20 protein-coding genes are annotated in these 21,415 nt (G+C 71.9%); 10 read left to right on the top strand and 10 right to left on the bottom strand.

Annotated features, from left to right (window positions below):
* Positions 1 to 10: 10 nt before the first annotated feature.
* Together P1K89_RS04720 and P1K89_RS04715 are read left to right on the top strand one after the other, a co-directional pair.
* The gene (locus P1K89_RS04720; RefSeq protein ID WP_284615210.1) at positions 11 to 931 is read left to right on the top strand and encodes a branched-chain amino acid ABC transporter permease; all 921 of its coding nucleotides are present in this window, start codon (positions 11 to 13) and stop codon (positions 929 to 931) included.
* A 4-nt stretch (positions 932 to 935) separates the two neighbouring features.
* Positions 936 to 1,733 carry an SDR family NAD(P)-dependent oxidoreductase gene (locus P1K89_RS04715; protein WP_284615209.1) on the top strand — a complete coding sequence of 266 codons (798 nt, stop codon included), beginning with the start codon at positions 936 to 938 and terminating at the stop codon, positions 1,731 to 1,733.
* Positions 1,734 to 1,741: 8 nt separating this feature from the next.
* On the opposite strand, the gene ahpF is transcribed toward P1K89_RS04715, so the two are convergent.
* The 3 genes from ahpF to P1K89_RS04700 form a co-directional block, all read right to left on the bottom strand.
* A complete protein-coding gene (ahpF, locus tag P1K89_RS04710) occupies positions 1,742 to 3,328 on the bottom strand; it encodes an alkyl hydroperoxide reductase subunit F (protein WP_284615208.1) in 1,587 nt (528 codons plus the stop codon).
* 182 nt (positions 3,329 to 3,510) lie between these two features.
* The gene (gene ahpC / locus P1K89_RS04705) at positions 3,511 to 4,074 is read right to left on the bottom strand and encodes an alkyl hydroperoxide reductase subunit C (RefSeq protein WP_284615207.1); all 564 of its coding nucleotides are present in this window, start codon (positions 4,072 to 4,074) and stop codon (positions 3,511 to 3,513) included.
* 129 nt (positions 4,075 to 4,203) lie between these two features.
* Positions 4,204 to 6,042, bottom strand: coding sequence for a DUF885 domain-containing protein (locus tag P1K89_RS04700; protein ID WP_284615206.1), 1,839 nt, complete (start codon positions 6,040 to 6,042; stop codon positions 4,204 to 4,206).
* Between the two features lie 87 nt (positions 6,043 to 6,129).
* On the opposite strand from P1K89_RS04700, the gene P1K89_RS04695 reads away from it, so the two are divergent.
* Genes P1K89_RS04695 through P1K89_RS04685 form a run of 3 tightly spaced genes read left to right on the top strand, consistent with a single transcriptional unit; the run spans position 6,130 to position 11,125 of the window.
* Positions 6,130 to 7,899, top strand: a complete 1,770-nt coding sequence (locus P1K89_RS04695) for an NADH-ubiquinone oxidoreductase-F iron-sulfur binding region domain-containing protein (RefSeq protein WP_284615205.1) — start codon at positions 6,130 to 6,132, stop codon at positions 7,897 to 7,899.
* Positions 7,899 to 10,739 carry a formate dehydrogenase subunit alpha gene (gene fdhF, locus P1K89_RS04690; RefSeq protein ID WP_284615204.1) on the top strand — a complete coding sequence of 947 codons (2,841 nt, stop codon included), beginning with the start codon at positions 7,899 to 7,901 and terminating at the stop codon, positions 10,737 to 10,739. Before P1K89_RS04695 ends, fdhF begins: the two co-directional genes overlap by 1 nt.
* Positions 10,736 to 11,125, top strand: coding sequence for a DUF488 domain-containing protein (locus P1K89_RS04685; protein WP_284615203.1), 390 nt, complete (start codon positions 10,736 to 10,738; stop codon positions 11,123 to 11,125). Before fdhF ends, P1K89_RS04685 begins: the two co-directional genes overlap by 4 nt.
* Here the strand turns inward: P1K89_RS04685 and P1K89_RS04680 are convergent.
* From P1K89_RS04680 to P1K89_RS04670, 3 genes are read right to left on the bottom strand one after another with little or no spacing between them, the layout of a single operon-like run.
* The gene (locus P1K89_RS04680; RefSeq protein WP_284615202.1) at positions 11,122 to 12,282 is read right to left on the bottom strand and encodes an MFS transporter; all 1,161 of its coding nucleotides are present in this window, start codon (positions 12,280 to 12,282) and stop codon (positions 11,122 to 11,124) included. The two genes, P1K89_RS04685 and P1K89_RS04680, sit on opposite strands and share 4 nt — an antisense overlap.
* The gene (locus P1K89_RS04675) at positions 12,279 to 14,672 is read right to left on the bottom strand and encodes a DEAD/DEAH box helicase (RefSeq protein WP_350080178.1); all 2,394 of its coding nucleotides are present in this window, start codon (positions 14,670 to 14,672) and stop codon (positions 12,279 to 12,281) included. Before P1K89_RS04675 ends, P1K89_RS04680 begins: the two co-directional genes overlap by 4 nt.
* The gene (locus tag P1K89_RS04670) at positions 14,669 to 15,442 is read right to left on the bottom strand and encodes an alpha/beta hydrolase (protein ID WP_284615201.1); all 774 of its coding nucleotides are present in this window, start codon (positions 15,440 to 15,442) and stop codon (positions 14,669 to 14,671) included. The genes P1K89_RS04675 and P1K89_RS04670 overlap by 4 nt, the downstream gene beginning before the upstream one ends.
* A 191-nt stretch (positions 15,443 to 15,633) precedes the next feature.
* Between P1K89_RS04670 and P1K89_RS04665 the strand changes: the two genes are divergently transcribed.
* On the top strand, positions 15,634 to 16,113 hold the full coding sequence (locus P1K89_RS04665) for a hypothetical protein (RefSeq protein ID WP_284615200.1): 480 nt from the start codon (positions 15,634 to 15,636) through the stop codon (positions 16,111 to 16,113).
* 7 nt (positions 16,114 to 16,120) lie between these two features.
* Here P1K89_RS04665 and P1K89_RS04660 read toward each other — a convergent pair whose 3' ends face one another.
* Entirely contained in the window at positions 16,121 to 16,999 is an 879-nt protein-coding gene (locus tag P1K89_RS04660; RefSeq protein ID WP_284615199.1) for a formate dehydrogenase accessory sulfurtransferase FdhD, read from the bottom strand.
* 66 nt (positions 17,000 to 17,065) lie between these two features.
* Between P1K89_RS04660 and mobA the strand changes: the two genes are divergently transcribed.
* The gene (gene mobA, locus P1K89_RS04655) at positions 17,066 to 17,677 is read left to right on the top strand and encodes a molybdenum cofactor guanylyltransferase MobA (RefSeq protein ID WP_284615198.1); all 612 of its coding nucleotides are present in this window, start codon (positions 17,066 to 17,068) and stop codon (positions 17,675 to 17,677) included.
* Positions 17,674 to 18,282 carry a nitroreductase family protein gene (locus P1K89_RS04650; protein ID WP_284615197.1) on the top strand — a complete coding sequence of 203 codons (609 nt, stop codon included), beginning with the start codon at positions 17,674 to 17,676 and terminating at the stop codon, positions 18,280 to 18,282. The genes mobA and P1K89_RS04650 overlap by 4 nt, the downstream gene beginning before the upstream one ends.
* Here P1K89_RS04650 and P1K89_RS04645 read toward each other — a convergent pair.
* The 3 genes from P1K89_RS04645 to P1K89_RS04635 form a co-directional block, all read right to left on the bottom strand.
* Positions 18,267 to 18,695: a DUF3224 domain-containing protein gene (locus P1K89_RS04645; RefSeq protein WP_284615196.1), complete on the bottom strand. Its 429-nt coding sequence runs from the start codon at positions 18,693 to 18,695 to the stop codon at positions 18,267 to 18,269. The genes P1K89_RS04650 and P1K89_RS04645 overlap by 16 nt on opposite strands.
* Positions 18,696 to 18,768: 73 nt before the next feature.
* Positions 18,769 to 19,788: a 2-dehydropantoate 2-reductase gene (locus P1K89_RS04640; RefSeq protein WP_284615195.1), complete on the bottom strand. Its 1,020-nt coding sequence runs from the start codon at positions 19,786 to 19,788 to the stop codon at positions 18,769 to 18,771.
* A gap of 22 nt (positions 19,789 to 19,810) precedes the next feature.
* A complete protein-coding gene (locus P1K89_RS04635; protein WP_284615194.1) occupies positions 19,811 to 20,347 on the bottom strand; it encodes an Mpo1 family 2-hydroxy fatty acid dioxygenase in 537 nt (178 codons plus the stop codon).
* A 101-nt stretch (positions 20,348 to 20,448) separates the two neighbouring features.
* Here P1K89_RS04635 and dcd point away from each other — a divergent pair, with 101 nt between their 5' ends.
* Positions 20,449 to 21,018: a dCTP deaminase gene (gene dcd, locus P1K89_RS04630; protein WP_284615193.1), complete on the top strand. Its 570-nt coding sequence runs from the start codon at positions 20,449 to 20,451 to the stop codon at positions 21,016 to 21,018.
* Between the two features lie 92 nt (positions 21,019 to 21,110).
* Positions 21,111 to 21,401, top strand: a complete 291-nt coding sequence (locus tag P1K89_RS04625) for a hypothetical protein (RefSeq protein WP_284615192.1) — start codon at positions 21,111 to 21,113, stop codon at positions 21,399 to 21,401.
* Positions 21,402 to 21,415: the final 14 nt, after the last annotated feature.

Raw genomic sequence — 21,415 nt, 5'->3', positions numbered from 1 at the left:
TCCTTCCCGCATGGCTCAGCTGCTGCCGCACCTGCTGAACGGGCTGTCGCTCGGCCTGCTGTTCGCGCTGATCGCGCTCGGCTTCATGCTGATCGTCGGCGTGATGGAGACGATCAACCTCGCGCACGGCTCGCTGTTCGCGCTCGGCATGTACGCGGCGCTGTTCGTGATTGCGCCGCAGCTCGGCTGGTTCCCCGAGCTGCAGCAGTGGTACCGCGGCCTGCCGGTCGAGCTGCGCTACGCGCTGGCATTGGCGCTGGCGCCGGTGTTCGTCGGCACCTTCGGGCTGCTGCTCGAGCTGTGCCTGCGCCGCACCTACGGCCGCGATCCGCTCTACGGCCTGCTGCTGACCTTCGGTGCCGCGCTGGTGATCGAGGAGCTGATCCGCCTGGGCTGGGGCGCCACCGAGAAGCAGTTGCCGCTGCCGGAGGCACTCAATGGCGCCGTCCTGATCGGCGACCTGATCTACGCGCGCTACCGCTTCTTCGCCACCGGCTTCGCGCTGGCGATGATCGTGCTGCTGTGGCTGTTCCTCGAGTTCACGCCCTATGGCGCGATCATCAAGGCCGGCGCGCACGACAGCGAGATGGTGCGCGCGCTGGGCATCAACCTCTCGCGCTTGCGCATGCTGGTGTTTGCGCTCGGCGTCGCCCTGGCGGCGCTGGCCGGCGTGGTGATGGCGCCGATCTGGGGCATCCGGCCCCAGGTGGGGGTCGATGCGGTGGTGCCGGCCTTCCTGATCATCGTGCTCGGCGGCGTCGGTTCGCTGTGGGGCGCGGTGATCGCCGGACTGATGGTGGGGCTGGTCGTCGGCCTGACCGGCGCCTACGCGTCGGAGTGGTCGCTGATGAGCATGTACCTGCTCTTCATCGCCATCGTCACCTGGCGTTCACGCGGGCTGTTCGGCAAGAAGAGCGTGCTGGACACTTGAGCCCATGACGAGCCTCACGCCGCCGCTCGATTCCGCCAGCCTGCGCGGGCTGTTCGACCTGCGCGGACAGCGCGCACTGGTCGCCGGCGCGACCGGCGGCATCGGCGAGGCGATCGCCTGGGCGCTGGCGATCGCCGGCGCCGGCGTGGTGGTGGGCGGGCGCGACGAGACGAAGGCGGCCGCTGTCGCCGAGCGGCTGCGCGCCGCGGGCCACGAGGCCGCGATCACGGTGATCGATGCCCATTCGGTGGCCTCGATCCGCGACGGCGTGGCCGCCGCCGGACCGCTGGACGTCCTCGTCAACTGCATCGGCATCCAGCGCGAGGAGCCGCTGCTCGACGTGACCGAAGCGGCGTACGACGAAGTGCTGCAGCTGAACCTGAAGGCGGCGATGTTCCTCGCGCAGGCGGCGGCGAAAGCGCAGATCGCCGGTGGCCGGGGCGGCGCGCAATTGCAGCTGCTGTCGGTGCGGGCGCAGCTGGGCCTGCGCGGGCGCGGTTACTCGGCCTACTGCAGCAGCAAGGGCGGCCTGCAGATGCTGGTGCGCCAGCATGCGGCCGAGCTGGCGCCGCACGGCATCCGCGTCAACGGCCTCGCGCCGACGGTCGTGCGCACGGAGATGGCCCGCCACTGGCTCGACAACCCGGCGACGCGCGAGCAGATCACCGCCCGCATCCCGCTCGGGCGGATCGCCGAGCCGGCCGACGTGGCCGGCGCGGCGGTGTTTCTCTGCAGCCCCGGCGCGGCCTTCGTCACCGGCCAGGTGCTGTACCTGGACGGCGGCATCACCGCGACGCAGTAACACTCGATCTACGCGGCAGCGAGCACCGGCTCCGGCGTGCGGATCAGGTGGTCGAAGGCGCCGAGCGCGGCTTTCGCGCCATCGCCGGCGGCGATGATGATCTGCTTGAACGGCACCGTGGTGACGTCGCCGGCCGCGAACACGCCGGGCAGGCTGGTCGCGCCGCGGGCGTCGACGATGATCTCGCCGTGCTTGCTGAGCGCGAGCGTGCCCTTGAGCCACTCGGTGTTCGGCTGCAGGCCGATCTGCACGAAGATGCCTTCGAGCGGGATCTCGTGTTCCGCGCCGACGGTGCGGTCCCGGTAGCGCAGGCCGTTGACCTTGCCGGCCGCGCCGGTGATCTCGGTGGTCTGCGCGTTCACGACCACGCGCACGTTCGGCAGGCTCTCGAGCTTCTTCACCAACACCGCGTCGGCACGCAGCTGCGGCGCGAACTCCAGCAGCGTGACCTCGCGCGCGAGGCCCGCGAGATCGATCGCCGCCTCGACGCCCGAGTTGCCGCCGCCGATCACCGCGACACGCTGGCCCTTGAACAGCGGGCCGTCGCAGTGCGGGCAGTAGGCGACGCCGCGGTTGCGGTACTCGCGTTCGCCGGGCACGCCCACCTCGCGCCAGCGCGCGCCGGTGGAGATCACGATGCTGCGCGCCCGCAAGGTCGCGCCGTTGGCCAGCTGCACGCCGATCGGCGCGCCCGGTTCGTCGGCCGGCAGCAGGCGTTCGGCGCGCTGCGCGTTCATCACGTCGACCTCGTACTCGCGCACGTGCTGCTCCAGCGCGACCGCGAACTTCGGCCCTTCGGTTTCCTTGACCGAGATGAAGTTCTCGATGCCCAGCGTGTCCAGCGTCTGGCCGCCGAAGCGGTCGGCGACCACGCCGGTGCGGATGCCCTTGCGCGCCGCGTACACCGCGGCCGCGGCGCCGGCCGGGCCGCCGCCGACGATCAGCATGTCGAACACCGGCTTGGCATGCAGGCGCGCGGCGTCGCGCTGCGCGGCACCGGTGTCCAGCTTCGCGACGATCTCCTCCAGGCCCATGCGGCCCTGGCCGAAGACGGCGCCGTTCAAGTGCACGGTCGGCACCGCCATGATCTGGCGCGCTTCGACTTCGGCCTGGAACAGTGCGCCGTCGATCGTCGTGTGGCGCACGCGTGGGTTCAGCACCGCCATCAGGTTCAGCGCCTGCACGACGTCCGGGCAGTTCTGGCACGACAGCGACATGGTGGTCTCGAAGACCAGGTCCTGCGCCGGATCGAGCGCGCGGATCTGCTCGATCAGCGCCGCCTCGACCTTCGCCGGGTGGCCGCCGGTCTGCAGCAGCGCGAGCACCAGCGACGTGAATTCATGGCCCATCGGGATGCCGGCGAAGCGGATGCGCGCCGGCTCGCCGGGCAGGCCGATCGAGAACGACGGCGTGCGCTGGCCCGCGTCGGTGCGTTCGACCAGGCTCACCTTGGCCGACAGCCCGGCGATGTCGACCAGCAGCGCGCGCAGTTCCTGCGACTTCGGCGTGTCGTCGAGCGCGGCGACCAGCTCGATCGGGCGCTGCAGCTTCTCGAGGTAGGCCTTCAGTTGCGTCTTCAGGGCGGTGTCCAGCATGGCGAATCTCCGTGCGAAGGCGAAAGTCAGCCCGGCACCTGCGCGCAGCGCAGGTGTCAGGGCTTCGTCAAGCGACCACCGCGGAACCGGCTCCGCCGGGCCGCTGGTGGTGCCCCCTTGAGGGGGAGAGGGCGAAGGCCCGAGGGGGCAACGGCCGCCAGGCCGCTACGGGGGTGGGAAGGTCAGATCTTGCCGACCAGGTCCAGCGACGGCGCGAGGGTCTCGGCGCCCGGCGTCCACTTGGCGGGGCAGACTTCGCCCGGGTGGCTCGCCACGTACTGGGCCGCCTGCACCTTGCGCAGCAGCTCCGAGGCGTCGCGGCCGATGCCGTTGTCGTGCACTTCCATCAGCTTGATCTGGCCTTCGGGGTTGATCACGAAGGTGCCGCGCAGCGCGAGGCCTTCTTCCTCGATCATCACGCCGAAGTTGCGCGTCAGCGTGCCGGTGGGGTCGCCGACCAGCGGGTACTTGATCTTCTTGATCGTGTCCGACGTGTCGTGCCAGGCCTTGTGGGTGAAGTGGGTGTCGGTCGACACGCCGTAGATCTCCACGCCCAGCGACTTGAAGGTGTCGTAGTGGTCGGCCAGGTCGCCGAGCTCGGTCGGGCAGACGAAGGTGAAGTCGGCCGGGTAGAAGAAGACCACCGACCACTTGCCCTTCAGGCTCGCTTCGGTCAGGTCGACGAACTTGCCGGCGTGGTACGCGGTTGCCTTGAAGGGCTTGATCTGGGTGTTGATGAGGGACATGTTCCGGCTCCTTGTAGTGGGTAGAGGGGTCACAACGAGCCAGACTTTAGCTGCGGCGCAGCATTGCGTGGTTTGATTGAACAGATAAGTGTCATTGCCAATCTTTATCGGCCGTCCGCGCGGTCGACCTCACCGGCCAGGCGCGCCCGGGGTCGCGTTCACCCGGGCGATCCAGGCGTCGACCTGACGCTCCAGCACGTCCAGCGGCATCGGCCCCTGGTCGAGGATCACCTGGTGGAACTGGCGGATGTCGAAGCGGTTCCCCAGCGTCTGTTGCGCTTTCTGCCGCAGCGCCAGGATGCGCTGCTGCCCCACCATGTAGGCCAGCGCCTGGCCCGGGTTCGACAGGTAGCGGTCGACTTCGGCGGCCATCGACTCGCCGTCCTTGGCGGTCTGCTCGATCATGTAGGCGAGCGCCCGCTCACGCGTCCACCCCTTGGCATGCAGGCCGGTATCGACCACCAGCCGCGCCGCCCGGAACATCTGCGCCTGCAGGTGGCCGAAGCGGCTGTAGGGGTCGGCGTACAGGCCGAGCTCCGGCCCCAGCGTCTCGGCATACAGCGCCCAGCCTTCGCCGTAGGCGGTGTAGAACGCGCCGCGGCGGAAGGCCGGCAGGTCCTTCTGCTCGACGGCGCGGGCGCCCTGCAGGTGGTGGCCGGGCACGGCCTCGTGGGCGACCAGGGTTTCCATCGTCCAGATCGGATGCGCCTTGTAGGCCTGGGTATTGGCGTTGAACCAGCCGGGGCGCAGGCCGTCGGCGGTGCCGCGCACGTAGGTGGCCGCGGCGCCGGGGCCCAGGTACGCCGGTATCGCGCGGATGCCGTAGGGCATGCGCGGCAGTTCGGCAAAGAGCTTGGGCAGCTCCGGATCGATGCGCTTGGCGATCTCGCGGTAGCCGGCCAGCATCGCCTCCGGGCTGGCGTGGAAGAACTTCGGGTCGGTGTTGAGGTACTTGATGAAGTTGTCCCAGGTGCCGGTGTAGCCGCTCCCGCGCATCACTTCTTCCATCTGCCGCCGCAGCTGGGCGACGAGATCCAGCCCCATCTGGTGGATCTGGTCCGGCGTCATCGTGGTGGTCGTGTGCTCCTGCACCAGCGCCGCGTAGACCTCGGCGCCGCCGGGATAACCGGACAGCGCGCCCTCGGCCGGCGCCGCCGCCATGTACGGGCCGGCGATGAACTCGCGCAACCGGCGCAGTGCGGGCTGCGCTTCGGTCGCGATCGACTTCAGCGCGCGCTCGCGCAGCTGGCGCTGCTCGTCGGGCGGAATGGCCGACCCCAGCGTCTTGAAAGGGTCGAAGATCGGGCTCGCCTCGGGCGCGACCAGCAGGCCGTCCAGCGCCACCAGCGCACGCTGCAGCACCGGCTTCGACGGCACCCAACCCAGCCGCATGCCTTCGCGCAGGTTCAGGATCTCCTGGTCGAGGAAGGCCGGCGCCGCGGCCAGGCGGGCCAGCATCATCTCGACCTGCGCCTTCGTGCCGCTCGGGTTGAAGCGCAGCACCTCGGCCAGCGCGGTGTGCACGCCGCGCATCGCACCGATCGTCATCGATCGGAAGCCGGCGAAGGCCTGGTGCCTGACGTCGCGCTCGGCGCGTTCGAGCGCCATGTCCAGCGACACCTGGTCGGTGGCGCCGAGCTTCGAGCGATCGATGCCGCGCAGCTGCTGCAGCCGCTCGCGCGTGGCGCGGTCGCGGGCGTCGCGGGCGGCCGGGCGGTTGTCGGTCCAGCGGTCGTTGAAGCGCTGGTCGCCGCGAAAGGTGGCCCACTCCGGGAAATCGCGCGCCGACGCTTCCCAGTGGGCGTCGAACAAGGCGTGCAGCTTGCGCGCTTCGTCGGCGTCCGGGCTGGCCGCGGCGGCCGGTGCGGCGGCGGGCGTGGTGACGGTCTGGGCCGAGGCGCCGGCGGCGGTCAGCGCGCCCGTGGCGACCAGGGCGATCAGGGCGAGGGCAGGGCGCTTCGTGGGCATCGTGCGGCTTGATCGTTGTCGAGGGCGGCCATGATAGGTGGGCGGCACAATGATCCGGCTCCAGCCAAGGTTCGCCCGCACACCGACATGACCCGCGCCGATGCCGCTTCCGAAGATCCGTCGCCCGGCCGCCGCCGCGGCCCCGGCCGCCTGAAAGGCCGCCAGCCCGATGAGCAGGCCCTCGCCGACGTGCGTGCGCTGGTCGGCGCGGGCCCCCAGGCGCGCGACCGCCTGATCGAGCTGCTGCACGCACTCAACGACCGCTACGGCCTGATCTACGAGCGCCACCTCGTCGCGCTGGCCGCCGAGATGCGCCTGTCTGTGGTCGAGGTCTACGAGGTTGCGAGCTTCTATCACCACTTCGAGGTGGCCGCCGACGACGTGCCGGCGCCGCGGGCCCTGGTGCGGGTGTGCGATGGCCTGGCCTGCACGATGGCGGGTGCGGCCGCGCTGCAGGCGGGGGTCGAAGCCATCGCCCCGGCCGACGTGCGCGTCGGCCACGTGCCCTGCGTCGGCCGCTGCGAGCAGGCGCCGGTCGCGGTGGTCGGCCAGCGGCCGCTGCCGCGAGCCGACGTGGCCGCCGTGCAGGCCGCGCTGGCCGGCGGCGGCTTCAGCCACGACCCCGGCCCGGACGCCGAGGCGGATTTCGATCCGGCTGCGATGGCCCCCTGCGCGATCACGCCGCCGCAGCACGGCATCACGCCGGGCCATGTCGGCTACGCGGCCTACCGTTCGCGTGGCGGCTACCGCACCGCGGCGGCCATCGCGCAAGGTGAGCGGCCTGGCGACGCGGTCATCGACGCGCTCGACCACGCCGGCCTGCGCGGTCTCGGCGGCGCGGGCTTCCCGGCCGGCCGCAAGTGGCGCATCGTGCGCGGCTACCCGGCGCCGCGGCTGATGGCGGTGAACATCGACGAAGGCGAGCCCGGCACCTTCAAGGACCGCACCTACCTCGAGCGCGATCCGCACCGCTTCCTCGAAGGCGTGCTGATCGCCGCCGCGGTGGTCGGCATCGAGGCCGTGTACCTGTACCTGCGCGACGAGTACGCCGGCTGCCGCGCGCTGCTCGAAGCCGAGCTCGCGCAGCTGCAGGCCGACCCGCCCTGCCCGCTGCCGCGATTCGAACTGCGCCGCGGCGCCGGCGCCTACATCTGCGGCGAGGAGTCCGCGATGATCGAGAGCATCGAGGGCCGGCGCGGCGAACCGCGGCTGCGGCCGCCGTACATCGCCGAGGTCGGCCTCTTCGGGCGCCCGACGCTGGAGCACAACTTCGAGACGCTGTACTGGGTGCGCGACATCGTCGAGCGGGGGGCCGCCTGGTACACGTCTTTCGGCCGGCATGGGCGCACGGGGCTGCGCTCGTTCTCGGTCAGCGGCCGCGTGCGCGAGCCGGGGCTGAAGCTGGCGCCGGCGGGCATCACGCTGAGCGAGCTGGTGGACGAATACTGCGGCGGCATGGCCGAGGGCCATGTGCTCTACGGCTACCTGCCGGGCGGCGCGTCGGGCGGCATCCTGCCGGCCACCCTGGCCGACGTGCCGCTGGACTTCGACACGCTGCAGCCGCACGGGTGCTTCATCGGCTCGGCCGCGGTGACGGTGCTGTCGCAGGCCGATCGTGCACGCGATGCGGCGCTGAACGCGATGCGCTTCTTCGCCGACGAGAGCTGCGGCCAGTGCACGCCGTGCCGCGTCGGCACGCAGAAGGCCGCGCAGCTGATGGAAGCGGCGCAATGGGACCAGGCGACGCTGGACGACCTGTCGGCGGTGATGATCGATGCGTCGATCTGCGGCCTCGGCCAGGCGGCGCCGAACGTCGTGCGCTGCGTGCAGCGGCACTTCCCTGACGAGGTGAAGTGATGGACACCGTGAACTTCACGCTCGACGGCGTCGCTTGCGAAGCGCAGCCGGACGAGACCATCCTGCAGGCCGCCGACCGCCTCGGCGTGCCGATCCCGCGCCTGTGCTACGCCGATGGCCTGCGCGCCGACGGCAACTGCCGGTCCTGCGTCGTCGAGGTGCAGGGCGAACGCGTGCTCGCGCCCTCGTGCTGCCGCGCGGTGCAGCCGGGCATGGTCATCGACACGCAAAGTGAGCGGGTGCAGCGCAGCCAGAAGATGGTGCTGGAACTGCTGCTGGCCGACCTGCCCGAGCACGGCTACCAGTGGGTCGACGGCGATGCGCAGCGCCCGCACGGCGAGCTGAGCGACTGGGCTGCGCGCCTGGGCGTGACGCCGCGTCCGGCGCTCACCGCGCTGCGCCGCGCGCAGCCGCCGGCCGATGTCAGCCACCCGGCGATGGCCGTCAACCTCGATGCCTGCATCCAGTGCACGCGCTGCGTGCGCGCCTGCCGCGAGGTGCAGGTCAACGACGTGATCGGCGTCGCGCACCGCGGCGCCGACGCGGCGATCGTCTTCGACCTGGCCGACGGCATGGGCGCGAGCTCGTGCGTGGCCTGCGGCGAATGTGTGCAGGCCTGCCCGACCGGCGCCTTGAGCGCGAAGACCTTGATCGGCGACCGCACGGTCGACCGCGAGGTCGACTCGGTGTGCCCGTACTGCGGCGTCGGCTGCCTGATCACCTACCAGGTGAAGGACGATCGCATCGTCGCGGTCCAGGGCCGCGACGGCCCGGCCAATCGCGGGCGCCTGTGCGTCAAGGGCCGCTTCGGCTTCGACTACGTGCACCACCGGCAGCGGCTGACGAAACCGCTGATCCGCAAGGCCGGCGTGCCGAAGGAAATCACCGGGCTCAAGCCCGAGCAATGGTCCGAGGTGTTCCGCGAAGCGAGCTGGGACGAAGCGCTGGACTTGGCCGCCAGCGGCCTGAAGCGGCTGCGCGACGCCCACGGCCCGAAGTCGCTCGCCGGCTTCGGCTCGGCCAAGGGCAGCAACGAGGAGGCGTATCTGTTCCAGAAGCTGGTGCGCACCGGCTTCGGCAGCAACAACGTCGACCACTGCACGCGGCTGTGCCATGCCTCCAGCGTCGCGGCGCTGCTCGAAGGCGTGGGCTCGGGGGCGGTCAGCAACCCGGTCAGCGACGTGCAGCATGCCGACCTGATCCTGGTGATCGGCGCGAACCCCACGTCGAACCACCCGGTGGCCGCAACCTGGATGAAGAACGCCGCGGCGCGCGGCACGCGCATCGTGCTGGCCGATCCGCGCCGCACCGACCTGTCGCGCCATGCCTGGCGCTCGCTGCAGTTCAAGGCCGACATGGATGTCGCGCTGCTGAACGCGCTGATCCATGCGGTGATCGACGAAGGGCTCGCCGACCAGGCCTTCATCCGCGAGCGCACCAAGAACTACGAGGCGCTGGCCGCTCACGTCGCAGACTATTCGCCCGAGCGCATGGCACCGCTGTGCGGCATCCCGGCCGCGACCATCCGCGAGGTCGCGCGCGCCTTCGCCACCGCGAAGGCGGCGATGGTGCTGTGGGGCATGGGCATCAGCCAGCATGTGCATGGCACCGACAACGCACGCTGCCTGATCTCGCTGGTGGCAGCGACCGGGCAGATCGGCAAGCCGGGCAGCGGCCTGCATCCGCTGCGCGGCCAGAACAACGTGCAGGGCGCCAGCGACGCGGGCCTGATCCCGATGATGTTCCCGAACTACCAGCGTGTGAACGATGCCGGCGCGCACGCCTGGTTCGAGAAGTTCTGGGGCACGCCGCTCGACGCCGCGCCCGGCTACACGGTGGTCGAGATCCTGCACAAGGCGCTCGCCGACGACAGCGATCCGCACAAGGTGCGCGGCATGTACATCCTGGGCGAGAACCCGGCGATGAGCGACCCGGACCTGAACCATGCCCGCGCCGGCCTCGCGGCGCTCGAGCACCTCGTCGTGCAGGACCTCTTCCTGACCGAGACGGCGTGGCTCGCCGACGTCGTGCTGCCGGCATCCGGCTGGCCCGAGAAGACCGGCACCGTGACCAACACCGACCGCATGGTGCAGCTCGGCCGCAAGGCGCTGCCACTGCCGGGCGACGCACGACTGGACCTGTGGATCGTGCAGCAGATCGCGCAGCGCATGGGCCTGCACTGGCACTACGAGGGCGAGGACGCGGGCGTGGCCGCCGTCTACGACGAGATGCGCCAGGCGATGCACGGCGCGATCGCCGGCATCACCTGGGAACGCCTCGAGCGCGAGCACAGCGTGACCTACCCGTGCCTGACCGAGGACGACCCCGGCCATCCGATCGTCTTCATCGACCGCGTGCCGACCGACGACGGCCGCATCCACCTCGTGCCGGCGGACATCGTGCCGGCCGACGAGCGGCCCGACGAGCAGTACCCGTTCGTGCTGATCACCGGCCGCCAGCTGGAGCACTGGCACACCGGCAGCATGACGCGCCGTACCGACGTGCTCGATGCGATCGAGCCGCTGCCGGTGGCCAGCCTGCACGGGCTCGATCTGCAGCGGCTGGGCGTCGCGCCCGGCGGCCTGCTGACGGTGGAATCGCGCCGCGGCCGCGTCACGCTGCATGCGCGGCGCGACGACGGCACGCCGCCGGGCACCGTGTTCATTCCGTTCGCTTTCGCCGAAGCCGCGGCCAACCTGCTGACCAACGCCGCGCTCGACCCGGTCGGCAAGATCGCCGAGGTCAAGTACTGCGCGGTGCGGCTCACGCCGGGCGGCGCCGCACCGGCGGACGTCGGTTATGGCGGCGGCATCACGTCGCAGCAGGAGACTTCGGCATGAGCCTCAGCATCGTTCGCCTCGGCACCCCGCGCGCGGCCGGCGAAGGCCTGCGCATCGGCACCGTGCGCCGCCCGCCGCGCGGCGTGCCGAAAGCCGAGTTCGCTAAGCGCGACTTCTACGACGTCTGGCTGCCGCAGCTGTCGCCCGAGGACGAGCTGATGAAGCTCGGCCAGGCCGCGGAGACCGAGGCGCATTGGAAAGCCTTCGCGCGTCGCTTCACCGCGCAGCTGAAGCAACCCGACACCGCGCACCTGCTGGATGCGCTGGCCGCGCTGTCGCACACCAGCGACTTCGCTGTCGGCTGCTACTGCGAGAACGAAGCGCGCTGCCACCGCTCGATCCTGCGCCAGCACTTCGAGGCCCGCGGCGCGGCGATTGCGCGTTAGGGCAGGTCGCTGCGCGGCACCAGCGCGGCGCTCGCGATGCTGACCAGCAGCAGCATCGTCGCCGCCGGCACCAGCGACGCGCCGCCGACGAAGGGCGCGATCGCCTGTGTCGCGATCGCGCTGACCGCCAGCAGCGCCAGCACCATCAGCGCCGACGCCCGACCCATCTGCGCCGGCGGCAGCTGCAGCGCGAGGCTGAAGGCCGCCGGCCCGCGCAGCGCGATCACCGCGCAGTAGGCGCACCAGAAGACCACCAGACCGGCGAAGCTCACGGCGTGCAGCAGCGCGGCCACCAGCAGCGCCGCACACAGCAGCACGTGCGCCGCGGCCCCCCAGCGCACCGCCCGCAAGGGCTGCAGCCGCTGGCTGACCCGCCCCGACTGGCTGGCCGCCAGCATGAACGCGCCGACGCCGAACACCTGCAGCACCGCGAAGGCCGAGGTCCCCAGCAGGAAGACCCGCGGCAGCAGCTGCGGCGCGCTGGCGACGAAGCTGATCAGCGCGCCGATGCACAGCGCATGCGACAGCGCCAGGCGCAGGTAGCGGCGGTTGCCGAGGATGTCCACGTAACGCGCGGGCACGCGGCGATCGAGGCCCGGCAGACTGGCCGGCGCGATGCGCACCACGAAGGGCAGCACGGCCAGGAAGGCCGCGGCCAGCACCCAGAAGGTGCCGCGCCAGTCGGTCCAGGCCAGCAGCGCGGTGCCCAGCACCGGACCCGCGGCGGGCACGATGGCCTCGATCGACGCGATCGTCGCCATGCCGCGCACCGCGTCGACATCGGCGAGGCTCGCGCGCACCACGCTGGGCGCGACCACCGTCGCTGCACCGGCCGCGATGCCCTGCAGCAGCCGCATCGCCAGCAGCCAGGTGATGTCGGGCGCCAGCGCGCAGCCGACGCTGGCCAGCAGCAGCAGGCCCACGCCCGCCTGAACGCAGCGGCGCGGGCCGATGCGGTTCAGCAGCTCGCCCCACAGCAGCTGCGAGGCCGCAAGGCCGCCGAGGAAGATCGCCACCGTTGCCTGGGCCTGGTCGATGCCGATGCCCAGGGCCTGCTGCAGCGCCGGCACCGCCGGCAGGAAGAGGTCCATCGCCAGCATGCTCGAGCCGGTCAGCACGGCCAGCGGCAGCACGGTGCGGATCGATGTCGCACTCATCGCGCCGTTTCCTCGTCGTCCAGCGGCGCCATCAGCGTGCGCAGCTCGGCTTCGTCGAAGGGCAGCGTTGGCCCGGCGTCGGCGTCGAGCACGCTGTCGGCGAGCACGCGCTTGCGCGACTGCAGCGCGCGCAGGCGCTCCTCGATGCTGCCGGCGGCGATCAGCTTGTAGACCAGCACCGGCTTGTCCTGCCCGATGCGGTGCGCGCGGGCGCTGGCCTGGTCCTCGACGGCCGGGTTCCACCACGGGTCGACGTGGATCACCGTGTCGGCCGCGGTCAGGTTGAGACCCACGCCGCCCGCCTTGAGCGATAGCAGCAGCAAGGGCACGGTGCCGGACTGGAAGTGGCCGACGATCTCGCCGCGTTCGGCCGGCGGTGTCGCGCCGGTCAGCGCCAGCCAGGGCAGCTGCAGCGTTTCGAGCTCGGCCTGGATCAGCGCCAGCATGCGGGTGAACTGCGAGAACACCAGCACGCGCCGGCCGTCCTCGACCAGCGAGGGCAGCATCGCCCGCAGCCAGTCGAGCTTGGCGCTGCCGGCGCCTTCCGGAACCGCCCGCCCGCGCAGCAGCCGCGGGTCGTTGCACACCTGGCGCAGCTTCAGCAGCGCGTCGAGGATCGACAGCCGTGCATGCGCGAAGCCGATGCGCTGCAGCAGGCGTTCCAGCGATTCGTCGGCGGCGGTGCGCACGCTTTCGTACAGCAGCCGCTGCGCGCCGTCGAGCTTCACGCGGTGCAGCTGCTCGGTCAGCGGCGGCAGCTCGGGCGCGACCTCGTCCTTGCGCCGCCGCAGCACGAAGGGCGCGATGCGCTGCGCCAGCAGCTGTGCGCGCAGCGTCTCGCCGTTCTTCTCGATCGGCGTGCGCCAGCGCCGCGCGAAGCTGCGCGCGTCGCCGAGGAAGCCGGGCATCAGGAAGTGGAACTGCGCCCACAGCTCGCCGAGGTGGTTCTCGACCGGCGTGCCGGTCAGGCACAGGCGGTGGCGCGCCTCGAGGCGGCGTGCGGCGGTGGCCGTGCGGCTGCCGGCGTTCTTCACCGTCTGCGCCTCGTCCAGGATCACGACGTGCCAGCGGCGCCGGCGCAGCGTGCCGGCATCGCGCCACAGCAGCGGGTAGGAGATCAGCACGACGTCGTGGTGCTCGATCGTGGCCGCGTCCTTCATGCGTTGGGCACCTTGCAGGGTCAGCAGCTTCAGCGCCGGCGCGACCCGCGCGCACTCGGCCTGCCAGTTGAACAGCAGCGAGGCCGGTGCGACCACCAGCGCCGGCCGGTCGAGGCGGCCGGCCTGCTGCTCCAGCAGCAGGTGGGCGAGCGCCTGCGCGGTCTTGCCCAGGCCCATGTCGTCGGCCAGGATGCCGCCGGCGCCCTGCGCACGCCACTGCTGCAGCCTCGCGAGGCCGTCGCGCTGGTAGCCGCGCAGCGTGATGCCCAGCCCCGCGGGCGGCGCGACCGGCCGCGGCGAACCGGACTCGGCCATCACGGCGGCGAGCCGGCGCAGTCCTTCGTCGCCGGCCAGGGCCCAGCCGGGTGCGGCCAGTTGCAGGCGCAGCGCTTCGAGCCGGCGCGCTTCCCAGCGCTGCAGCACCAGCCGGCCGTCGACCGGTGGCCGCGGCCCCAGCAGGTCGAGCATCGTGCGCAGGATGGCCTTCAGCGGCGCCGCCGGCGCATCGATGTGGCGCCCGCCGGGTGCACGCAGGCGGATGGTCGCCGCGTCCTCGATCGACTCGAGCTGCGCGGCATCGAGCCAGCGCCGGTCCTGGCCGAGCAGGCGGATCAGCATCGGCGCAAGGTCCAGCAGCTCGCCGTCGACCACCACGCCCAGGCTCAGCAGCCACGAGCCCTCGGGCTTCAGGCCCTTCAGCCGCGGCGGCGGCACGGCCAGCGGCGCGGCGACGGCGCGGCCGGCGGTGGTCTCGACACCGTCGATCGGCTCCAGCACCAGGCGCCAGGCCTCGACCGGCGTGCTCTGGTGCGCGAAGCCGGGCCATACCACCACCGCCCAGCCCGCCTGCTGCAGCGCCGGCAGCTGCTCGGCCCACCAGTCGCCGAAGGCCGCTTCCTGCACCATCGACCACAGCACCGCGTGCTCACCGAAGCCCTCGGGTGCCGCGCCGCGCCACTGCAGCGCGTCGGCCGGCAGGCGGCGCAGGCCGGTGGCCTGCAGGCGGGCGACGGCGTCGGCGACGACGGCCTCGGCCGGGGCAACGCTTGCGCGCTGGGTGCCGGGCTCGAACCACCTCAGCCGGGCGACGGTGACCTGCGGGCCACGCGCGCCGAACAGCGGCGTGCGCGCCGGCGGCAGCACCGGGCCGCAGGGGCGCAGGCCGAGCAGGCCATCGCCGCGCGTCAGCGTTTGCAGCAGCAGCGCGGCTTGCGGCCGGACGCCGCTCACGGCGCCGTCTGCAGCTCGCGCAGCGCCTGCCAGTAGGCCGGCGCGTCGCCGATGCTGTTGTGGTCGGTGCCGCGCAGCACGCGCACCTTGGCGACGCCGGAGGCGAAGTGACCGGCCAGCGCATGGCCGTGCTGCGGCGGGATCAGCGTGTCGTCACCGGCCAGCAGCAGCAAGGCCGGTGCACGCACGCGCGGCGCATCGCGCCAGGCTTCGTAGCGGTCGCGCAGCAGGAAGCGCACCGGCAGCCAGGGGTAGTGCCGCGCCGCGACGGCGGCGATGCTGTCGTAGGGCGTGATCAGCACCAGCCGTTCGACCGCGCGCTCGGCGGCCAGGCGCACCGCCAGCGCGGTTCCCAGGCTGCGGCCGACCACCGTGATCCGGGGGTGACGGTGGCGCAGCGCATCGAACAGCGCGCGCGCGTCGGCATGCAGCGCGTCTTCGCCGGGCAGGCCTTCGCTGCCGGCGTAACCCCGATAGTGCAGGCCATAGACCGCGTGACCGGGGAACGCGTCGGCGAAACCGGCCAGCGCCAGGGACGGGTCCTCCGCATTGCCCCCGAGGTACAGCAGCGCCCGCTCGCCCCCGCGCGGCTGCTCGGCATAGCGCAGCTCGATGCCGTCGACCCGCAGCGTGGCGTAGGCGCGCTTGGACGGCGGCGTCGGGAAGTACAGCAGCGAGTCCTGCATCAGGGCCATCGCCAGGCAGAGCGCGCCATAGGCCAGCACGGCCACCAGCAGCAGCCAGCCGATCAGGCCGGCAATCACTTTCATGCGGGAATCCCCGGTCTTCAGTTCGTTGCGGGCACGCCGATAAGCTCGTCCAGGCGGCCCTGTGCCGTGCATTGTCCGCGTCAATGGCGAGCGCGACGTGGTTTGCGTCGCCCGCTGTCTTGACGCTGCCTGCACGCCAAGCCACAGTGCGGTAACAAAAGGAAACCCCCGTCGTTGGGGGCAATGGATCCATGGGACTTCGGGCCTACGTAGCGCGCAGTGGCTGGCGCGAAACCCCGATCACGGCGGACGAATGGCACGACGCGGTGGTCACCTTGCCGGAACTCGAAGTACACCACGTGCAGGGTGGCGGGCCCGTGCGCGCGATGCTGCGGGGCAGCCAGCGCCGGGGGCTGAGCTGGCACGACGGCTACATCTCGGCGCACCATGCCAACGCGCGGCTCGTCGCCGCGATGTTCGTGCTGGCCGACCGGCTCGGCGCGCAGGTGTACAGCGCGCATCGTCGCCCCTACCTCGACGTCGCCGACTGGGAGCAGCGCACCCAGCGCTACCGGCGTTATCCCGGCGAGAAGAACGGCAGCGGCCGTCGTGGCGTGCTGGGTGCGGGCAGTCCCGCGCTGCGCGGCGCCGCGCAGGTGACCACGCTGTGGGGGCCGTTCATCGTGCTGCTGGTCGTGCTGGTGGTGGGCATCAGCTGGGCGATGCAGTAGGGCGGGCTCAGCCCGCCACCACGCGCACCGCGCCGGGTGTCTCGGGTTCCGGTTCGAATCGCTCGAAGCCCGTGTAGCAGAGGAAGTGGCGGTTCGCCGCGCGGCCGAACAGCGTCATGCCGAGCTGCGTCGCGAGCGCATGGCCCATCGCCGTCACCCCGTTGCGCGACACGATGATCGGCACGCCCATGTGCGCGGCCTTCATCACCATCTCGCTGGTCAGCCGGCCGGTCGTGTAGAACAGCTTGTCGGCGCCGCGGATGCCCCGCATCGCCATCCAGCCGGCGATCGTGTCGATCGCGTTGTGGCGGCCGACGTCCTCGACGAAGTGCAGCAGCTGGGTCCCGGCGAAGAGCGCGCAGCCGTGCACCGAGCCGGCGCGGCGGTGGATGCTGTCCTGCTGCCGCATCGACTCCAGCACGCCGACCAGCGTGCGCTGGCGGATGCGCGCGGACTGCGCATCGGGCAGGTGCACGGCGCCGAGCTGCGCCATCAGGTCGCCGAACACCGTGCCCTGGCCGCAGCCGGTGGTCACCACGCGCCGCGCGGTGCGGGCCTCGACGTCGGCGATGCCGGCATGCGTCTTCACCGCCGCGGCGGCGACGTCCCAGTCGACGGTGACCGACTCGACCTCCGCCGCCGCCCCGATCAGCCGCTGGTTCAGCAGGTAGCCCAGCACCAGCAGCTCGGGCGAGGCGCCGAGCGTCATCAGCGTGACCAGCTCGCGCTTGTCGACGAAGAGGGTCAGCGGGCGTTCGGCGGGGATGTGGATGGTCCGCTGCGTGCCGTACTCGTCGACGATCGTGATCTCGCGCATCGACTCGGCCGCGGCCTGGGTCAGGCGCGGCAGGGGCGCGGCGTGGTCGAGCGGCGAAGGGGAAGCCATCGCGCCAGCATAGACCCAAGCGGCTCCGGCCGATGCCAGGGCCTGCCCGACGCTACAGTCGGCGCGATGGACATCGCCGCCCGGATCGACCGCGACCACATCACCGGTCTGGTGCTGGCCGGTGGCCGCGGCAGCCGCATGGGCGGGGTCGACAAGGGCCTGCAGCTGCACCGCGGCCGGCCGCTGGCGCTGCATGCGCTGGAGCGCCTGGCGCCGCAGGTCGGCCGCACGATGCTCAATGCCAACCGCCACCTCGAGGCCTATGCGGCATTCGGCGTGCCGGTGTGGCCCGATGCGCTGCCCGACTACCCCGGCCCGCTCGCCGGCTTCCTCGCCGGGCTCGAGCATTGCGAGACGCCGTGGCTGGTCACCGTGCCATGCGATACGCCGGACTTTCCGCCCGACCTGGTCGCTCGCCTGTCACGCGCTGCCAGCGATGCCCGGGCCGACCTGGCGATCGCGGCGACGATCGAGGCCGGCGAGCACCGGCGCCAGCCGGTGTTCTGCCTGATGCGGGCGAGCCTGCGCGAGGCGCTCGCCGCAGCCGTGCGGGCCGGCGAGCGCAAGATCGACCGCTGGACCTCGGGCCAGCGCGGGGTCGAGGTGGTCTTCGACGATGCCGGCGCCTTCTTCAACGCCAATACGCTCGACGAGCTGCGCTCGTTGCAGGACGAATGACCAGCGAAGTGAGCGGCCATGACCTGCTGGCGCTGCTGTGCGCGCGCCAGTCGGTCGGCGCCAAGCACCTGGCCGAACCGGGGCCGGACGAGGCGCAGCTTCAACGCATGGTCGAGGCGGCGCTGCGCGCGCCCGACCATGCCGGGCTGGTGCCGTTCCGTTTCGCCGTGGTGCGGGGCGCGGCCCGGGAGGGCCTGGCGGCGCTGTTCGAACGGGCGGCGCTCGAAGGCGGCAAGGATGCCGCCGGCGCCGCGCTGGACGCCGACCGCGCGCGCCGCGCGCCGGTCACTGTCGCGGTGATCGCGCGGCTCGATCCCGGTCACCCGCAGGTGCCGGTGCACGAGCAGTGGGCCTGCCTCGGCGGGGCGCTGACCAACCTGCTGAACGCCGCGGCGGCGCTGGGCTTCGGCGGCAAGATGCTCTCGGGTGCGAAGGTGCGCCAGCCGGCGATCCAGGCGGCGTTCTGCCGGACCGGCGAACAACTGGTGGGCTGGGTGGCGCTGGGCACGCCGGTCGGCAGCCCGCAGCGGGTGCTGCCCAAGCCCCGTGCCGTGGACGTGCTGGGCGACTGGCAGCCGCCCGCGGATGTTCAGGGTAGCGTGTAGTCGAAGCGGTACAGGTGCCGGCCGTCGACGATGTCGATCTGGAACGTGCCGGCCAGGCCGATCAACTCCCCGGTGCCGGAATCGGGCACCACGCTGATCGTCAGCATCGGCGCCCCGCGGTTCATCTGCCCGCTGTGCTGGAACACGAAGCTGCCGCGGCGGCCGTGCAGCGTGCCGCTGACATGCTCGATCGCGACATAACCCGCCGAGCCGATCTCATCGGTGCCGGCGGTCAGCATCTCGCCGCGACCGGTGGCCTGCAGGTCGCCGCTGAACTGCTTGTCGAGCGTCAGGCGGCCCAGCAGCGGCGATGCGGCGTCGTCGCGCGCGGGCTGCGGCGTCATCTGCACCTCGAAGCGGCCGCTCGCGCAGCGGGTGGTTGGGGTGGGCACGGTGCCCGGATTCGTGGTCATGGTCGGCTCCCGGAGTTGGCGGTGGCCGATTCTGCGACGGATGACTGTGGATTTGTACAGTATCCGGGTGGGCTCACGCGGTTTCCAGCGCCCGGCACAGCTCGGCGCCGGCGAAGGGGTGGCGCCGCACCGGCCAGGCCTCGACCAGCGCCGCAATGCGCTGGTTGCGCGGCGCAGCGACGCCGTGGCGCTGCGCCAGCCGCACGACCTCGCCCTGCAGCGCGTCGACCTCGGTGATGCGGCCGAGCGCCAGGTCGTCGGCCATGCTCGAGCGGGCCTGGTGATCGATGCGCAGCATGCGCGCCGCGACGATGCGGAACAGAGGCGTCGGCAGCCGCAGCACCCGCGGGATCCAGCGCGGCGGCAGCGGCGACATCCGGGCCGGCGCGATGCCGGCGGCGGCCAGCACGTCGAGCGTTTCGTCGATCAGCGCCGCGGTGCAGCGGCGCAGGTCGCGGTCGAGCAGTTGCGCGCGCAGCGGCAGGCCGGACAGCGCATTGACCGCGTTGTTCAGGTTCAGCAGCAGCTTGCCCCATTGCACCGAGCGCAGGTCGGCATGCAGCTCGACCGGCAGCCCCGCGGCGGCGAACACCGGCTGCCAGGCCTCGAGCACCGGGTCGCGCTGCGCCGCCAGCACGCCATCGGTGCCGCGGTGCAGGTGGCCCGGAGCGAGCTCGGCGATGTTGTAGGGCACCATGCCCGGCAGACAGCGCAGCGACGGCGCCGCCTGCTGCGCGGCGATCGCGTTGGCGATGCCGTTCTGCATCGACAGCACCGGCGTGCCGGGCGGCAGCTGCGCGCCGAGCTCGCGCGCGGCCTCCGCGGTGGCCGCGCTCTTGACGCACAGCAGCACCAGCGCCGGCACGAGGCCGGCCGGCACGTGTTCGTGCAGGTGCAGCGCGTGGGCGCTCAGGCGCAGGTCGCCGCCGTCGAGGTCGGTCAGGCGCAGGCCCCGGCTGGCGAGCGCCTTCAGCACCCGCGGCCGGCCGACGAAGTGCACCTCGACGCCGGCGGCCTGCAGCCGGCCGCCGAGCCAGCCGCCGACGCTGCCGGTGCCCATCACCAGCACCGGGCCGCGGGCGGCCGGGCTCATCGCACCGGTCTTCAGGGCCGGCCTAGCGCGCCATCGGCGCGGCCAGGTCGCGCAGGTGCGCGGGGCCGGCGCGGCGCTCGATCTCGGCCAGCAGCTCGCGGCCCCAGCCGGCAGCGAAGAGCCACTCGGCGACCACGAACATCGGGCCGACCAGCAGGCCGACGAGGTCGTCGACGAAGGCCGGCTTGCGGCCTTCGTAGTAATGGCCGATGAACTGCAGCACCCAGCCGGCCGCGAACACGCCGAGGCCCCAGCCCAGCCAGCTGCCGAGCGAGCCGGCCGCCAGCGGGATCGCCAGCGCGATCAGGGCCCCGTTGACCACGCTGACCGCGATGCCCAGGGCCAGCTGCCCGCGCGTCAGGTACCAGGCCGTCGTCAGCGCCCAGACGATCCACGCGAGCTTCACGCCGGCGACATCGACGCGCGCCAGCAGCACGCCGATCGCGAAGACGATCAGCGGGATGCCGAAGAAGTGGGTGACGATGTTGCGGCGGTCGCGGTGGTACTCGGCGTACTGCACGAGCAGGTCGTTCGCCGGGCGGAACGGACTGGCGGCCATGACGGCTCTCCCAACTGTCTCGATTGCGCCATCTCAGCACAGCTGCAGATGGCCCGCCATGCGGGCTGGCCCGCACCCCGGTCCTTCTTAGAATCCAGGCCATGAGCATCAAGAGCGACAAGTGGATCCGCCGCATGGCCGAGCAGCACGGCATGATCGAGCCGTTCGAGCCGGGCCAGGTGCGCCAATCGGCCGACGGGCACAAGATCGTCAGCTACGGCACGTCGAGCTACGGCTACGACATCCGCTGCGCGCCGGAATTCAAGGTCTTCACCAACATCCACTCGACGGTGGTCGACCCGAAGAACTTCGACGAGAAGAGCTTCGTCGACATCGAGTCCGACGTCTGCATCATTCCGCCGAACAGCTTCGCGCTGGCGCGCACGCTCGAATACTTCCGCATCCCGCGCAACGTGCTGACGATCTGCCTCGGCAAGAGCACCTACGCCCGCTGCGGGATCATCGTCAACGTCACGCCTTTCGAGCCGGAATGGGAAGGCTACGTGACGCTGGAGTTCAGCAATACGACGCCGCTGCCGGCGAAGATCTATGCCGGCGAAGGCTGCGCACAGGTGCTGTTCTTCGAGAGCGACGAGGTCTGCGAGACCAGCTACAAGGACCGCGGCGGCAAGTACCAGGGCCAGCGCGGCGTGACGCTGCCGAAGACCTGAACTGACATCCCGCGCGGCCGTTTCTCGGCACATCGCGGTGCGGCGCGCACGCGCAAGATGGCTCCACTGCCCATCACGCCGAGGCCGCCGCGATGTCCACCGCGTCCCCCGCCACCCCCGCCGAACTCGAGCGCCTGCCGCAGGCCTACTTTGGCGGTGGCCGTGTTCTGCCGGCGCTGGTGCCGGCCTGTTGCATCGACATGGGACTGCTGGCGAGCTTCCAGTTCCGCATGGAAGGCTTCGGCGAGGCGGTCGCGGTCCAGCGCATGCGCTACGACCGCGCCTACGCCTTCGAGCGCATCGCGATGGCGCACGGGTCGGTCGACCCGCTGCTGCGCCGCCTGGCGCTGATGCTGTTCGAGATCTACCAGGGCGGGCGCTGACCGGCCGGTCCGGG

The sequence above is a fragment of the Aquabacterium humicola genome (genome assembly GCF_030167915.1).
GTDB lineage: Bacteria > Pseudomonadota > Gammaproteobacteria > Burkholderiales > Burkholderiaceae_C > Pseudaquabacterium > Pseudaquabacterium humicola.
This window is presented reverse-complemented; position numbering and strand designations above follow the sequence as displayed.